Below are 15,481 nucleotides of genomic sequence, written 5' to 3' on the forward strand. Positions count from 1 at the left end.
TCCGCAATGAAAACCAAGCCTAAACTTGTAGTTTTTTCAGGCGCAGGCATGAGCGCTGAAAGCGGCATCCAAACCTTCCGCGGCAGTGACGGCCTTTGGGAGCAGCACCGCATTGAAGATGTCGCCACGCCTGAAGCCTGGGCGCGCAACCCTGAAATGGTGCAGCGCTTTTACAATCAGCGCCGGCAAAACATTTTAAATGCCTCGCCGAATTTGGCGCATCAGCTGATCGCCCAGCTGGAAAACCGCTACGATGTGCAGATCATCACGCAGAATATTGATGACCTGCATGAACGCGCCGGCAGCTCAAGCGTTCTGCATCTGCATGGCAATATCCGCCTAGCCAAAAGTTCCGGGCCAAATGCGCAGTACACCGCGGAATTTTATCCTATTCAATGGGCTGCGCTGGATTTGGAAAAAGACAAATGCCCTGCCGGCTATCCGCTGCGCCCGCATGTGGTCTGGTTCGGTGAAGCTGTGCCGGCCTATGCAGAGGCCAGCGCTTTGGCGCAGCAGGCGGAAATTTTCATTGTGATTGGCACCAGCTTGGCGGTTTACCCTGTTGCAGGACTGGTGCATGAAATTCCGCCGGCCTGCCAAGCCTATTATATTGACCCCAAAGCAGACTATGCGCGCGTGCCGAAGCAGTACCGGCTGATTCAGCAGACTGCAGCACAGGGCATGCTGATTCTTTTCGACCGGCTGATGGCCTGAAGCTGCTGTTCTGCACAATCTGTACGTTTTTTTGATGCCGCGCAATGAATGCCGAGGCTAAGCGCGTTCATTTATTCTTTCAATAGCCCATTATCCTGATGCAGCCATCTTGCTTTGCGCCCAGTCCAGCATCTAAACTTAAAAAGCTGAGCAACAGCATTTTAGGATTAAAACCCTGCGGTTTTCAGCCTGCATCAGCATTTGCCAAACTAAAGCCAGCCAGCTGCGCTTAAAATGCGGCGCATATTGCCGGCAGCCTGCATCTGCTGCGCTCAGTTTCCTGAAATGAGGCCCACTGCGATGAAACAGCCTATTGAAAAGTCTGCAAGGAAAACCCTGTTGATGCTGCTATGCGCGGGATTCATTTCCGGCTGCCAATTGGTAAAATTACAGCCGCATCAGCTCAGCGCCTCGCTTGCAGATAAAACGGATAATATTTTAACCAATCATCAGCTCAGCCAAGCCAGCCGCAGCCTGCTGCTGATTCATGAAACGCCGGACTCGTGCTTAAGCCATGTCGAAGCCTGTGTAGGCGCACTGCAGACCAGCGCCTTAGACAGCGAACAGGTTTATGCGGCAGCCAGCGAATTATATTTGGCCAGAGCCATCGCTGCCGACCGCGCCAAGGCCTGCAGCGGAAATTCAAAGCATGCCCCTGCCCATCCCGAATCCGGCAAAATAAAAGCCTGCTTAGATCAGCAGCTGGAAGATTTCAACAAGGCGCTGCGCTACAGCTATGTTTATCTTTTTAAAACTGAACATGCGCCAGAAGCGCGGGTCTTCGACCTGCGCCAAGGCCAAGTGCGGACCTTTTATAATTTGGCGCTTTCCCGCCTGATTACGTCGTCGTATGCGCGCTTTAATTACGCGGCCTTCCCTGAATCCTTAGCGCTGGGTTCTGCGCGCTATAATTTTGATTTTACGCATTATCCAGCCATTCAGCAGGCGCAGATTGAGCAGCTGAAATCCAGTTACAACCTGAATTTTTCAGGATTTTACAGCATCAACCGCCAGGAAGGCTTAGGCTCCGAATTTGTTTTGGTCAAAAAGCCGCCTGCACATGCCTTCAGCGCGCAGTTTATTTTAGATCCGGAGCAGCATTACCGGAACATGCCTAATCCGAACATTCATGAAGCGCGCTATCTGTCGGTCAGCGCAATTGCATCGCCTGAAAACCCGGCGCTAAACGCTGAGCAGATCCTATCGGATGAAACGCCGCTCACCATCCGGCTGTTTGATCCCTACAGCAATAAAACCGCACAGGTCAATGGCACGGCCTATACGCTGACAGCCAATTATTCCGTGCCTTACGGCTTGTGGCTGTCTGAAAATAAGCTGGGCAAGTCTGGCTACTTAACCCTGCTGAACCGCGAGCAGAATCTGCACATGCCACACCTGTTCATGCTGGAGCCGTATCAGCCCGATAAAAAAATTATTGTGATGATTCACGGCCTGGCCAGCAGCCCGGAAACCTGGATTTCACTGACCAACAATATTATGGGCGATGAAGTGCTCCGGGAGCATTACCAAGTATGGCAGGTGTTTTACTCGACCAATATGCCGATTTTTGAAAGCCGCTTTCAGATTAATGCCCTGCTGAAGCAGGCTTTCGCCAAGGCCGATCCGGGTTCTGTCTCGGCTCAAAATGCGGTGCTGATTGGACACAGCATGGGCGGCATTATCAGCCGCCTGCTGGTCAGCGATGCGGACATCTCGGCGCAAGCCATCCCGCTGATGAACTATGAACAGAATATTCAGCTGCAGCGCAATCCGGTCATCCGTGAGCGTTTTATTTTCAAGCCTCTGCCGCAGGTCAGCCGCGCAATTTTTATTGCTGCCCCGCACCGCGGCACTGCATACGCCGACCGCTGGTTTACCAATGTGGCCAAAAAACTGGTGGTTCTGCCAAAGAGCTTTTTCTCTTATGTCAATGTGCAGGTTCCGAATTTAAAAAGTTCATCTGCCGGCCTAGTCCGCTCCGGCCCTGAAGATTTAGAGCTATAGTCATTTGTGGTGTATGAGGGGAAAAGAGGGTGGCGTATCCTGTTGATTGTTTCCTCCAAGAAATAATTAACAGTAGAGCGATACGCCATGACAAATATTACCCTGAATGTTCTTTCACAACCAGATGAAACTGGCACTGATGTGCTAACTGCTTTATTGCGTAATGGTGCTCGTCAGCTCATTGCGCAAGCAGTTGAAGTAGAGCTGCAGCAACTGCTGCAAGCTCATGAAGAACTGCGTTTACCCGATGGCCGCAAAGCTGTGGTGCGTAACGGCTATTTGCCTGAGCGCAGCATCCAAACGGGCATTGGCGATGTTGATATCAAGGTGCCAAAAGTGCGTGATCGTAGCGGCTCTGGTATTCGTTTTACCAGCGCACTGCTACCGCCATACCTCAAGCGTGCCCGCAGCGTTGAAGAGTTATTACCGTGGCTGTATCTCAAAGGTATTTCCACTGGAGACTACCAAGAAGCCCTTGCAGCCTTGCTGGGTGAGAATGCCAAAGGTCTGTCAGCTAACACCATTTCCAGGCTCAAGGAACGCTGGATTGATGAGCACCGAGAGTGGCGACAGCGCGATTTGAGTGACAAGCGCTACGCGTACCTTTGGGTTGACGGTATTTACAGCAACGTCCGCCTCGATGACCGTTTGTGCTTGCTGGTGGTGATGGGCGTGACAGAGCATGGTCGCAAGGAGCTGATTGCCGTTGAGGAAGGCTATCGCGAGTCTGAAGCCAGCTGGCTTGAGCTGCTGAATGGCCTGGTTGCGCGTGGGCTTACGACCTGCCCAAAGCTGGCAATAGCTGACGGCGCCTTGGGCTTCTGGAAAGCCCTGAGTAAGGTCTATCCGCAGACCAAACAACAACGCTGTTGGGTGCATAAAACGGCCAATGTGCTCAACAAACTGCCCAAAGCAGTACAGCCCAAAGTAAAAGAAGCACTGCATGATATCTGGATGGCAGAGACGCGTGAGAAGGCTCATAAAGCCTTTGATATAGCGCTGGAAAGGTTTACTGCTAAGTACCCACGCGCAATGGAATGCTTAGCTAAAGACCGTGAGAGCATGTTGGCTTTCTACGATTTTCCAGCAGAACATTGGGTGAGTATACGCACCACCAACCCAATTGAATCTGCCTTCGCTACAGTACGTTTAAGAACCAGCAAAACCCGCAATTGCGGTTCAAGAAACACAACCCTAGCAATGGTTTATAAATTGCTGCAATCAGCGCAGAAGCGCTGGAACCGCCTGAAAGGATTTCAACTGCTAACCCTCGTGGTCAATAACGTTAAATTCCAAGACGGCGAACAAGTAATGGAGCAATCAGACAGGAAAACCGCCTGATGCTCGTACACCAGATTTGACCATAACTCGAAGATTTAAGCAGGACATCGCGCTTTATGGCGCTGACTTCGAATCTTATGCCCCGCGCCGGCATTCCTTATCATTCGATTATCGGCAACAAAACCCGCTCCAATACGCCGGACAAAATGGCCGACGGCATTGTACCTTACAGCAGTTCGCATTTAGCGGGCGCAGAGTCTGAAACTGTAATTTCCGGCAGCCACTCAATTCACGAAACACCGGAAGCCATACTGGAGCTAAGGCGGATTTTGCGGGGACATTTAAACCGGGCAGAAAAATGATTTTTAAGGGAATTGCTGAAAGATGCGCAGAGCATATCCATAGATAAGATGCTCTGCGGCCGCTGGCGCGCTATTTCATCAAAATTTCATGGAACATATGGCGCAGCCATTGATGGCTGGCTTTATGATGGCAGGACATATGCCAATACTGCTTCACCGCATAGCTGGGGAACGCAATCGGCGCATCAAAAATTTTCAGATTGCCCCGCGACAGCAGAACCTCACTCAGGTAATAAGGCACAGTGGCAATGGCATCGGTATCCTGCACCACCAAGCCTACGCCCAGATAGCTGGGCAGGCGCATCAAAATATCGCGCTCCAGCTCCAGCTTCTGCAGCTCATTTTCAATATGGTAATGCCCCATGCCTGCATCAATATCAATATGCGATTCGCTCAAGTACTGCTCAGTGCTGATGCTGTCGCCGGTCAGGCGCGGATGGTCTTTAGCCGCAATCACCACATAATACTGCTCAAACAGTTTCTGCTGATAAAAGCCATTTTCCAGATGAGGCAAAAAGCCCAGCGCCAGATCAATTTCGCCGTTGGCCATCTGATAGCCGGTTTCAGACGTAATCGGCCGGACATTCAGCCGGATATGCGATGCATGCTTTTTCAGATACTGTGAAATTTTAGGCAAAAGCACCAAATGAGATACGTCGGTCATTGCCAAGGTAAACTGCTGATGCGAAACCGCCTGATCAAAATCAATGGTGAAATTATTGATCACTTCCACTTTGTTCAGCGCTTCACTGACCAGCGGAAACAGCTGTTTTGACAGTTCTGTCGGCACCATGACATTGCCTATGCGCAAAAACAAAGGGTCGTTATAATGCTGCCGGATTTTATTCAGAATGTTGCTGACCGTAGGCTGGCTCATTGCCAAGTGCTCGGCCGCAAGCGACACGCTTTTAAATTTATAGACGTAAAAAAAGACGCTAAGTAATTTACAGTCCAGTTCAAACACGAAAGATTCTTTCCTTTTCTTTAATCATCATCAGGCAGGTCATCCATCATCTGCCAATTTGCTATCCGTTCCAATGCTTAAATATTACTTTGAAACAATCCAAGTTTCTAGAGCGAATAATATATTAACTGATGCTGCCTAAGCGCTTGAATCCGCCAAATGCAATTATGAAAAAATTGATTCCGCGGACAGGCGGCATGGGCTGTGAATTAATTTCTTAATTGAATAGCATGAGTTAATAATGTCATTGATGTATAAATCCGCTTTGATTCATTCTGCAAATTATCAATATTTTTAGGTGATTGCGTAATATCAGAGATTAAAATAGCCTGCAGAAATGCAAAATAGGATGATAGGGAAAATGCTGCGCAATAAAAAGCTGGTTTGTTTTGACTTGGACGGCACTTTAATTGACTCCGTCGGCATCTGGAATCAGGTCGATGCCCAGCTCATTCAGGAACTGTCAGGCTGCGTGGCCGATTCAGCCCTGATTCAGCAGCAGCGCGATATGCAGCTTAAAAACTTTAAGCACTGCGCCGATCCCTACCTGGAATACTGCGGCTATTTGAAAGAAGCCTACGGCATCGCCAATCTCACGAAAGATGAAATCAAAATGCGCCGCTATGCGGCAGCGCAGCATTTTTTGGACAATCTCATCCAGCTTAAACCGCAGGCGGAACTTTTTGTGCAGGCGCTGCATCAGCATGGCATTCAGACAGCCATTGCCACTACAACCAGCATCAGTAATATCCAGCGCTATCAGCAGAATAATGCGCAAATCAGCAGCAGGCTGAATTTTGAAAGCGATTTTGGCTTAATTTTGACGCGCGAAAATGTGCAGAACATTAAGCCGCATCCGGAAGTGTATTTAAAAGCTGCCCGGCATTTTCAGCTGCAGCCTGAGGAATGCTTGATTATTGAAGATTCCCTAATTGGCGTAGAGGCCGGAAAGCAGGCAGGCATAGAGGTCGTGGCGATTTATGACCGGTATTCAGCGCATGAATTGGACGACATTAAAGCCAAAGCGGATTATTTTGTGCAGGATTATGCTGAGCTACTGCAGCAGTTTTAGGCTTTAGCTTTTCAAATGAAAAAGCCTACAATACATGCGTAATGCCAGTCAGTTCAGAAGCTGACTGGCTTTTTCTTTTTAAATCCTCGACTTTATTTGATACGCGGAAGCGTCATCCGCAACCTATCTAGTCTTTGAAATGGACTGTTTTTGCAACAAAATTATTTAAGTGCAGAAAGTGAACAGGTTTCGCGGATGACAAATGCTTTTGGTTCTTTTGGCGAAACAAAAGAACAAAACGAGCTCCGAATATTCGATTTAAAAACGGTAAGACTCCGCCGTGAATAGCCCCAAAGGTTAAGAAATTTATTGCAAAACTTCTTAACTGATCAGCATTAGCAATACCTGCGGGCTTTTTACAGCGTCCTCTGCTTATGCAGATTTCATCGAGCCTGTTTCTTCAAACTGCGCATGCCACGCCAAAGCTTCGGCCAAAATATGCGGTGTTTGCCCGCCACGGCTGCAGGCGCGCTCAAAATAGCCGCGCAGCGCTTCACGGTAATCCGGATGCGCGCAGGTATTAATGACTTTCAGCGCGCGTTCGCGCGGAGAAAGCCCGCGCAGATCCGCCAGCCCCTGCTCCGTTACCACAATGTCCACATCATGGTCGGTATGGTCAGTGTGGCTGACCATCGGCACCACAGATGAAATCGCGCCGCCTTTGGCAACCGATTTCGTCACAAAAATAGCAATATGCGCATGGCGGGTAAAATCGCCTGATCCGCCAATCCCGTTCATCATTTTGGTGCCGGCGACATGGGTCGAATTCACATTGCCGTAAATGTCGAATTCCAGCGCGGTGTTAATGGCAATGATGCCAAGGCGGCGGATGATTTCCGGGTTGTTGGAAAGTTCCTGCGGGCGCAGCACGATTTTGTCTTTGTACTGGTCAAAGTTCTGCATGACATGGGCTGCGCAGGGTTCAGACAAAGTCATGGAAGAGCCTGAAGCAAACTTCATTTTTCCTGAATCAATCAGCTGGAAGGTGCAGTCCTGCAGCACTTCCGAATACATTTCCAAATCGTGAAAATTTGAATCTTCAAATCCGGAAAATACCGCATTGGCAATTGAGCCGACGCCGGACTGCAGCGGGCCTAAATTTTCCGGCAAGCGCCCCGCCGCCACTTCAGCTTCAAAGAACGTGATTAAATGGCGCGCAATCGCCAGCGTTTCCGCATCCGGCTCATCCATTTTAAAGGAAGTATCCGGCACATCATTCAGGACAATTGCGGCAATTTTTTCCGGGCTGACATTAATGCCGATAGTGCCAATGCGGTCGCTGGCCTGAACCAATGGAATCGGGCCGCGGTTCGGGCGCGCTTTCGGCACATAAACATCATGCACACCTTCCAGCACCGGGTTAATAGTGTTGTCAATTTCAATGATGACATGATCCGCCATTTCAATGAAATTAGCCGAGTTGCCGCATGAGCCGGTTGGAATGATCTGGCCGTCTTCTGTAATTGCCACGGCAGCCACAACCGCCACATTGATGCGCGGCAGATTGTGGTGGCGGATATTGTCCGCCATTTCCGACAGATGCTGGTCAATGTACATCACTTCGCCGGCATTAATTGACTTGCGCAGGCCCGGATCGGCCTGATAAGGATAGCGCCGCGCAAGGGCATGCGCTTCATTTAGGCGACCGTCAATGCTGTTGCCTAGGCTTGCGCCCGTCGCCAAAGTAATTTTTAAAGGGTGTTCTTTGGCATAATCCGCCAAAGCTAAAGGGACTGTTTTTGCTTCGCCCGCACCGCCAAAACCGCTTAACCCCACCACAGAACCATCTTGAATCAACTGAACCGCCTGCTGCGCAGACATGACTTTGTCGCGCAGGGAGAGCAAGCGGATGCGTTCTAAACCATTCATAATAATATTCTCAATATAAACTTTTATTCCTGCAATTCCGGCGCGCCGGAATTGCAGCTTTGTTATTGCTTATCTAAAACTTACTTATCTAAAAAATGCATCCTGCGCTTAAATCAGATCAGCTCTACGGCAATCGCAGTCGCTTCGCCGCCGCCGATGCACAGCGCAGCCACGCCTTTTTTGCCACCAGTGCGCTTCAAGGCATGAATCAGCGTAACGATAATGCGTGAACCGGATGAACCCAGCGGATGGCCCAAAGAACAGGCGCCGCCATTCACATTGACTTTTGCTTCATCTAAATTAAAGCCGTCAATCGCCAGCATGGTTACCATGGCAAAGGCTTCATTGACTTCCCAGAGGTCAACGTCTTTGGCATCCCAGCCGGCTTTCTGCAGCGCTTTTTCAATGGCGCCTACAGGCGCAATGGTAAATTCAGACGGATGCTGCGAATGTGAAGCGTATGCAGCGACTTTGGCCAAAGGCTTTAATCCGCGCGCCTGCGCAGTTTGCTCCGAAGTAATAACCAATGCCGATGCGCCGTCAGAAATAGAGCTGGCGTTGGCCGCCGTGATGGTGCCGTCTTTTTTAAATGCCGGGCGCAGGGTCGGAATTTTTTCCGGTTTGGCGCTTAAAGGCTGCTCGTCTGTATCAACGACAATATCGCCTTTGCGCGTAGAGACTGTGACAGGCACAATCTCAGCTTTAAAGAAGCCGCCGTTGATGGCTGCCACCGCTTTGTTCAGTGAGTTGATGGCAAAAGCGTCCTGCTGTTCGCGGGTATAGCCTTTTTTGTCTGCCATTTCCTGCGCCAGAATGCCCATTGAAAGGCCAGTTTCCGCATCTTCCAGGCCTTCCTGAAACATGTGGTCAGTCACTTTGCCGTGGCCCATGCGGTAGCCGGCGCGGGCTTTGTCTAAAATATACGGCGCATTGGACATGGACTCCATGCCGCCGGCAACAACAATTTCCGCAGAACCGGCTTTAATCGCATCCGCCGCCTGCATCACCGCTTTCATGCCTGAGCCGCAAATTTTATTGATGGTGGTTGCGCCGGCTGAATCCGGCAAACCCGCCTGACGCATGGCTTGACGCGCCGGGCCCTGCTTTAAGCCGGCCGGCAGCACGCAGCCGAAAATCACTTCATCAATATCCGCCGGCTGCAGGCCTGCGCGCGACACAGCAGCTTTGATCGCCGCCGCGCCTAAATCCGGCGCTGTGCATGAAGCCAGTGAACCCTGAAAGCCGCCCATTGCGGTGCGTACGCCATCTACAATTACAATCATTTCTTATTTCATCCTGTTTTAGGTTTTATATGCCCTAAGAAGCATAATTGCTTCTTAGGCGTTTTCCATCATTTTCTGCGCTGCGGCGCAGAATTTACGCTTGCGCAGTGAAATACTCTTCAGGCAGCTGCATCACCAGCGCCGCGCCGGCTTTAATGCGCTGAGTCCGCGCAGCCAAATCCGGCAGGACTTTGGCTGCGAAATACTGCGCCAGCACCAGTTTGTTCTGGAAGAAGGCTTCCGGTTTCGGCTGGGCCGCCTTGCTGATGCGCGCATGCATATAAGTGAAGCTGAGCAGGCCCACCGCATGCAGATAGTCCACCGCTACGGAATTGCTGAAGTCCGGATCGGCTTTGGACTGTTCAACCACAAACTGCGTTAATGCTTCCAGCTCACCGCAAACAGCCAGCACGGCAGCTTTAACCGCCAATGCATCCTCCAAGCCGGCTGCAAACTCACGGATTTCCGCAATATATTCCGCAATGAACGCGCCATTGCATTTCGTGGTTTTGCGGCCAATCAAGTCAATGGCCTGCACGCCGTTGGTGCCTTCGTAAATCTGCGCAATGCGCAAGTCGCGGATGCATTGCTCCATGCCCCACTCGCGGATATAGCCGTGGCCGCCGAAGCACATTTGCGCTTCTAAAGCTGAGTCTAAAGCTTTATCGGTTAAATAGGCTTTGGCGATGGGTGTAAGCAGCGCAACGCGGTCATTGGCCTTGCGCACCGCTTCCGCATCTGTTGAAAATTTCGTGATGTCCAGCTGCTGGCCCACATAGACTGCAAACGCGCGCGAAGCTTCATTGTTTGCGCGGATGTTCAGCAGCATGCGGCGCACATCGCCATGCACTAAAATTGAGTCTGCCGGTTTGGCCGGCGATTTTGCGCCTGTGGCTGCGCGGCCCTGCAGGCGGTCCGCTGCGTACTGGGCCGCGTTCTGATAGGCGTATTCCGCCGCGCCAATGCCCTGAATGCCCATCGACAGGCGCTCATAGTTCATCATCACAAACATGGCAGCCAAGCCTTCGTTTTCATTGCCGACCATATAGCCCTGCGCGCCGTCAAAGTTCATGACGCAGGTTGCAGAGCCTTTAATGCCCATCTTGTGCTCAATCGAGCCGGCGGCTACAGCGTTGCGCGCGCCAAGTGAACCGTCGGCATTGACCAGGAATTTCGGCACAATAAACAGCGAAATGCCGCGCGAACCTGCCGGCGCATTCGGCGTTTTGGCCAGAACAAGGTGAATGATGTTTTCACACAGGTCATGCTCGCCGCTGGTAATGAAAATCTTGGTGCCGGTAATGCTGAAAGAGCCGTCTGCATTCGGCTCGGCCTTGGTTTTAATAATGCCCAGATCTGTGCCGGAATGCGGTTCTGTCAGGCACATGGTGCCAGACCATTCGCCGCTGTACATTTTCGGCAAATAAGTTTCTTTCTGCGCCTGCGATGCGCGGTCATTCAGCGCCATGCCTGCGCCCACTGTCAGCAGCGGATACAGCATAAAGGATGGGTTGGCGCTCCAGATCATTTCATCCGCCAGCACAGTGAGCATTTTCGGCATGCCTTGGCCGCCCCACTCTTCGCTTGCGCCCAAGCCCACCCAGCCGCCTTCGGCAAACTGCTTGAATGCTTCTTTAAAGCCCGCCGGCGTAGTCACCGCGCCATTGCTGAACTGCGCGCCGCCTGCTTCATCCGCCGTGCGGTTCAGGTCAAGAATCACATTTTTAGAAAACTTCGCCATTTCTTCTAAAATGGCGTTTGCCGTCGCCATATCTAAGTGGGCAAGATTTTCATTGGCCTGCCAGAACTCATCCGCCTTAAACACATCGTTTAAAATAAAGTCCATGTCTTTGAGTGGCGCGTTGTAAATTGGCATAGTTGCTTCCCTTATACACTGAATGCCGGCATTTAAAATGCAGCCGGCATTTTTTTAAGATAAAAGTGTCCTAAATAAAGCCCTGAATGCAGCTTTATTTGAATAAAAATATATGAAATTTTTCGCTCAATGCCTGCTCGGCCCGCCGGCATTGATGAGGATGGAACAGCGCAGCCTGTCCTGATGCTTCTAGCGCGGCGTTCGGGCAGATAAAAACTGGATAAAGCGGATTAAGCGCCAAAATTGATTTTGCATAGAACCGGACATATAAAACCTAAAGCCAACAGCAAATGGACGAGCCTGAAGCATTCACGGCCGGTGAAATCTGCACCGCAGCCGCTGTTTTGTGCGTATTGACAATAGAATAAAAACTCAAAAAAAGGAATTTTATTTGCTGGAAATGACCTCTGCGGTTCACTTTTCTTGACATTGCCATTCAAGTTATGAAAAACAGTAAAAATCAAACAATATTTAAATGTTTCTTTTTAACTCGATTTTCAGCACCATGCTCGACGTTAGTGCTATTTTAGGTTATATAAAAAAAACGTAAGCTAAAAAATTGCGTTTTCCCTCGATGTTTTCGGAACCGATAAGATGACTACAGTACGCCAACAGAATTTTCTACTTCGCAAAGAGAAAATTTTAGCGATGGCAGAAACGTTATTGCTTGATAATAATCAGGATATTACTTTAAGTGAGTTGGCTTGCGAGCTGGATATCGCCAAAGGCACCATTTACAAGCATTTTAAAAGCAAAAATCAGCTGTATTTAGAATTGATTATTTTAAATGAGCAGCGCCTGCTGGAAATTTCTAAAAAATATAATAACGATATTAAAACTTATGTTTCGCAATACATGCTGTACAACATGCTGAATTCAAACCGGACCATACTGCTGCATGTCATTGAAGAGCGCCTGACCAACAATGAGCGCAAGCTTAAGGACCTATTTGAAGCGCTGTATAAAATACGCGAAGAGCGCATTATTGAAATTAAGGAAATGACCAGCGCTTATTTAAAATCCTTAGACAGCGCAATGTCGATCCGCGACTATCTTTCCTATATCTGGACAGTCACTTACGGCGCATCGCTGCTGCTGAACTCGACCCATTATCAGAAATCAATCGGCTCACGCGAGCGCTTAATCAAGCTGTATGTCAATCAGGCGCTGATGACGCCGGATAAAATCTCAGCGGTTTAAGTTTCCCTGCGCCATAAAAAAGCCTGAATTTTTCATAGTGCCAGTCAGTTAAGAAATTGACTGGTTTTTTCTTTTAGAATCCTAGGTTTTATTTGATATGCGGAAGCGCCATCCGCAACCTGAGCAAGAATAAAAGCAGTGCTTTTATTCGAAGCGCAAGGCGGAGCAATGATTTTTTAAATAGAATGCATTCGTAACGGCTCGAATCAATGAAAATATGAAGCGTGAAGCAACAGAAGTCCTCGCCACTATGAGTTTAACTGTTTCTAATAAGATAAAAGGCTGCGTTAAAATATATTCAGGTTAAACTATAGTTCTGGATAAAAGTGTAAACAGGCCTGCACATGCAGTCAGGGATTTTGAGGCAGCATTAAATAATTTTTTAAGAAAACCTCCAGTCCTTGGGAAAAATTACTGACGTTATGAAGCAATACTCATTGAATATGATGGAAAGCATCAGCCAGAAATGATAGGTTCTCTTGCAAAATTTAATAAATCTAAGAATTTAATAACCAAAATAAAAGGTAATAAAAAATGAAAAAAATTACTTTCATATTTTTGCTTTCTATAGCAATTAATCATAGTTATGCAAATTTTGATTTAATAGATTTTAAAAATTGCAGCTTACTAAAAGTTGATCAATTCAAGACTGATATTCCAATGGATGAAATTCCAAATAACTATTTATTTAAATCAAAAAAAGGCTTTGTTGCACAAACCTATCTGTAAAGGCTTTTTCAGCGATATAATTTTCAAATGAAGAAGCCTATACACAAAATCTATCGCACAACCAATTGGCCCGCATATAACCGAGCACTCATGAGTCGCGGAAATATTGCCATTTGGTTTGATCCTGCTACGCAATGGTATGCTCCATCAAAAGGCAAACAAGGGCGAAATCAAACCTACTCCGACGCAGCTATCCAATGCTGCTTAATGATTAAATCCTTATTCCGTCTATCTTTACGTATGGTCACTGGCTTTGTGCAAAGTCTGATTAAACTTTGTGGATTAAATTGGACCGCACCAGATTACAGTACGCTTTGCAGAAGACAAAAACATATTGATATTGCGATTAATTATCAAAAAAGCAGTGGTGGGCTTAACTTGCTGGTAGACTCTACCGGTCTAAAGTTTTTAGGTGAAGGTGAATGGAAAAGGAAGAAACATGGACCTGAATATCGTCGCCAATGGCGTAAACTTCATATTGGTATAGATGCTGAAACCCTTCAAATACGCGCCATTCAACTCACTACAAATAATGTGAGTGATTCACAAGTGCTTGGTGATTTACTCGATCAGATTCCACAAGATGAGCAGATTGACTCTGTTTATACCGATGGAGCTTATGACACCAAGCAATGCCGTCAGGTCATTGCAGATCGGCAAGCGCATGCGGTGATTCCACCTAGAAAAAATGCGAAACCATGGAAAGATACAAAGATCAGCTCGCTAGCGCGAAATGAATTACTTCGAACAGTTAAACGTTTAGGCAGGACATTATGGAAAAAATGGTCCGGCTATCATTGCCGAAGTTTGGTCGAAACTAAGATGCATTGCATCAAATTATTGGGGGATAAACTCAGTGCAAGAAAATTTGATAGCCAAGTCAATGAAATTCATGCACGTGTAGCAGTCCTCAACAGATTTACGGAATTAGGTCGACCACTTACCCAAGTTACGCCTTAAATTTGGCTCAATTAGGGGGCTTTGTATTTCAAATCTTTGTGCAACAAAGCCGCCTGAATTGCCAACTGCCTTTATTAAGCAATGATAGTATTGAAGAAATAAATAACTCAGCATTTTATTTATATAAGTTAGGATATTATAATGAGTCTTTATTTTTTTTAAAAAATGTATTAAAAAGAGATCCTGATAGAGTCGCAGCTTATTTAAACATCGCAGATGTTTATCAAGCATTAAACCAAAAAGAAGAGGCTAGAAAAAATTACAAAATTTATTACTTAAAAATGAAAAAACTAGGCCTAACAAAAAATACCTGATAGAGTAAGCCGATATTTAGCTCTCTAAAAGCAAGTTACTTTTAAAGGCGGATTTAAAACGGTAAGACTCCGCCCTGAATAACTCAAAAAAGCTAAGGAGTTTCTATTGAAACTCCTTAGCTGCTCAACATTGCTGAATGATTCAGGCTTTTTTTGCATCTTTTAACGCTTAGGCATTGACTGCAGGAAAGCCGTCCGCCGCCAAGGCATCTAAAATTTTCTGTTCATCTGCAGCGGTCTGCACATTCACCAGCTTAGACGCCACGTCAATATCAACCGCTGCATTCGGGTCAATGCCTTTAATCGTTGCTGTCACGCTGCGCGCGCAGCCGCCGCAGGTCATTGCATCAATACGTAATTTCATACTGCTGTTCCTTTGTAAGGTTTAAGTGCACTATAAAGCTTCCCATTAGGTGAAGGTCAAGCGCTTTACACATCAAGCTAGGGGCTGCTGCTCTTGCACAGCCCCCTGTTCAATTTGATTCAAAATAACGCACTCCGCCTGCTGATCTCCCGCGCAGCAGTTCACCGACTGCTGCAGCGTATTCACCATCGCCTGCAAATCGGCAATCTTGCGGTTCAGGGCGTCAATATGCTTTTGCGCCAGCTGCTTCACTTCGGCGCTTTGCCGGCCCTGATTCTTCCACAGCCCAAGCAGCTCTTTCATCTGTTCCGTGGAAAAGCCCAGCTCACGCGAATGCTGAATGAATTTTAAGGTCTTGATGTCCTGATCGCTGTACATGCGGTAACCGGCGTCTGTGCGCTTCGGCGCCTGCAGCAGGCCGATTTCCTCATAATAGCGGATCATTTTGGCGGATATGCCTGACTGCTTGGCAGCCTGTCCAATATTCAT

15 protein-coding genes and 1 pseudogene are annotated in these 15,481 nt (G+C 48.0%); 10 read left to right on the forward strand and 6 right to left on the reverse strand.

The genetic code is table 11. The features are described 5' to 3' along the window. Positions 1 to 6 precede the first annotated feature (6 nt). From BEN74_RS02185 to BEN74_RS02200, 4 genes and pseudogenes are all read left to right on the forward strand, one after another. The gene (locus BEN74_RS02185) at positions 7 to 714 is read left to right on the forward strand and encodes an SIR2 family NAD-dependent protein deacylase (RefSeq protein WP_068911527.1); all 708 of its coding nucleotides are present in this window, start codon (positions 7 to 9) and stop codon (positions 712 to 714) included. Positions 715 to 1,014: 300 nt separating this feature from the next. After that, positions 1,015 to 2,718: an esterase/lipase family protein gene (locus BEN74_RS02190; protein WP_228200381.1), complete on the forward strand. Its 1,704-nt coding sequence runs from the start codon at positions 1,015 to 1,017 to the stop codon at positions 2,716 to 2,718. An 87-nt stretch (positions 2,719 to 2,805) separates the two neighbouring features. Continuing rightward, positions 2,806 to 4,059, forward strand: coding sequence for an IS256 family transposase (locus BEN74_RS02195; RefSeq protein WP_000182043.1), 1,254 nt, complete (start codon positions 2,806 to 2,808; stop codon positions 4,057 to 4,059). Positions 4,060 to 4,091: 32 nt separating this feature from the next. After that, positions 4,092 to 4,361 (forward strand): annotated as a pseudogene (locus BEN74_RS02200) (alpha/beta hydrolase); the annotation flags it as partial. Positions 4,362 to 4,431: 70 nt separating this feature from the next. Here the strand turns inward: BEN74_RS02200 and BEN74_RS02205 are convergent. After that, positions 4,432 to 5,325 carry a LysR family transcriptional regulator gene (locus BEN74_RS02205; protein ID WP_068912236.1) on the reverse strand — a complete coding sequence of 298 codons (894 nt, stop codon included), beginning with the start codon at positions 5,323 to 5,325 and terminating at the stop codon, positions 4,432 to 4,434. Positions 5,326 to 5,686: 361 nt separating this feature from the next. Between BEN74_RS02205 and BEN74_RS02210 the strand changes: the two genes are divergently transcribed. Then, positions 5,687 to 6,397 carry an HAD family hydrolase gene (locus tag BEN74_RS02210; protein ID WP_068912238.1) on the forward strand — a complete coding sequence of 237 codons (711 nt, stop codon included), beginning with the start codon at positions 5,687 to 5,689 and terminating at the stop codon, positions 6,395 to 6,397. A gap of 372 nt (positions 6,398 to 6,769) precedes the next feature. Here BEN74_RS02210 and BEN74_RS02215 read toward each other — a convergent pair whose 3' ends face one another. The 3 genes from BEN74_RS02215 to BEN74_RS02225 all read right to left on the reverse strand — a co-directional run bounded on the left by BEN74_RS02215 (position 6,770) and on the right by BEN74_RS02225 (position 11,425). Then, a complete protein-coding gene (locus tag BEN74_RS02215) occupies positions 6,770 to 8,266 on the reverse strand; it encodes a succinate CoA transferase (RefSeq protein ID WP_171404877.1) in 1,497 nt (498 codons plus the stop codon). A gap of 113 nt (positions 8,267 to 8,379) precedes the next feature. Continuing rightward, the gene (locus BEN74_RS02220; RefSeq protein WP_068912242.1) at positions 8,380 to 9,549 is read right to left on the reverse strand and encodes a thiolase family protein; all 1,170 of its coding nucleotides are present in this window, start codon (positions 9,547 to 9,549) and stop codon (positions 8,380 to 8,382) included. Between the two features lie 94 nt (positions 9,550 to 9,643). Then, positions 9,644 to 11,425, reverse strand: coding sequence for an acyl-CoA dehydrogenase C-terminal domain-containing protein (locus tag BEN74_RS02225; RefSeq protein WP_068912244.1), 1,782 nt, complete (start codon positions 11,423 to 11,425; stop codon positions 9,644 to 9,646). A gap of 594 nt (positions 11,426 to 12,019) precedes the next feature. Here BEN74_RS02225 and BEN74_RS02230 point away from each other — a divergent pair. The 5 genes from BEN74_RS02230 to BEN74_RS02250 all read left to right on the forward strand — a co-directional run bounded on the left by BEN74_RS02230 (position 12,020) and on the right by BEN74_RS02250 (position 14,628). After that, positions 12,020 to 12,625, forward strand: coding sequence for a TetR/AcrR family transcriptional regulator (locus BEN74_RS02230; RefSeq protein ID WP_068912246.1), 606 nt, complete (start codon positions 12,020 to 12,022; stop codon positions 12,623 to 12,625). Positions 12,626 to 12,842: 217 nt separating this feature from the next. Further along, positions 12,843 to 12,932, forward strand: coding sequence for a hypothetical protein (locus BEN74_RS02235; protein WP_086374411.1), 90 nt, complete (start codon positions 12,843 to 12,845; stop codon positions 12,930 to 12,932). Positions 12,933 to 13,159: 227 nt separating this feature from the next. Beyond that, complete coding sequence (locus tag BEN74_RS02240) at positions 13,160 to 13,354, forward strand: hypothetical protein (protein ID WP_068912248.1); 195 nt, start codon at positions 13,160 to 13,162, stop codon at positions 13,352 to 13,354. Between the two features lie 27 nt (positions 13,355 to 13,381). Next, positions 13,382 to 14,314 carry an IS5 family transposase gene (locus tag BEN74_RS02245; protein WP_068907481.1) on the forward strand — a complete coding sequence of 311 codons (933 nt, stop codon included), beginning with the start codon at positions 13,382 to 13,384 and terminating at the stop codon, positions 14,312 to 14,314. 2 nt (positions 14,315 to 14,316) lie between these two features. Then, positions 14,317 to 14,628 (forward strand): tetratricopeptide repeat protein, encoded by a 312-nt coding sequence (locus BEN74_RS02250; RefSeq protein WP_068911488.1) that lies wholly within the window; start codon positions 14,317 to 14,319, stop codon positions 14,626 to 14,628. A 169-nt stretch (positions 14,629 to 14,797) separates the two neighbouring features. On the opposite strand, the gene BEN74_RS02255 is transcribed toward BEN74_RS02250, so the two are convergent. Beyond that, on the reverse strand, positions 14,798 to 14,992 hold the full coding sequence (locus tag BEN74_RS02255) for a heavy-metal-associated domain-containing protein (RefSeq protein WP_068911485.1): 195 nt from the start codon (positions 14,990 to 14,992) through the stop codon (positions 14,798 to 14,800). 72 nt (positions 14,993 to 15,064) lie between these two features. Then, on the reverse strand, positions 15,065 to 15,481 hold the full coding sequence (gene cueR / locus BEN74_RS02260) for a Cu(I)-responsive transcriptional regulator (RefSeq protein ID WP_068911483.1): 417 nt from the start codon (positions 15,479 to 15,481) through the stop codon (positions 15,065 to 15,067).

This window comes from Acinetobacter sp. WCHAc010034 (genome assembly GCF_001696615.3).
Taxonomy (GTDB): Bacteria; Pseudomonadota; Gammaproteobacteria; order Pseudomonadales; family Moraxellaceae; genus Acinetobacter.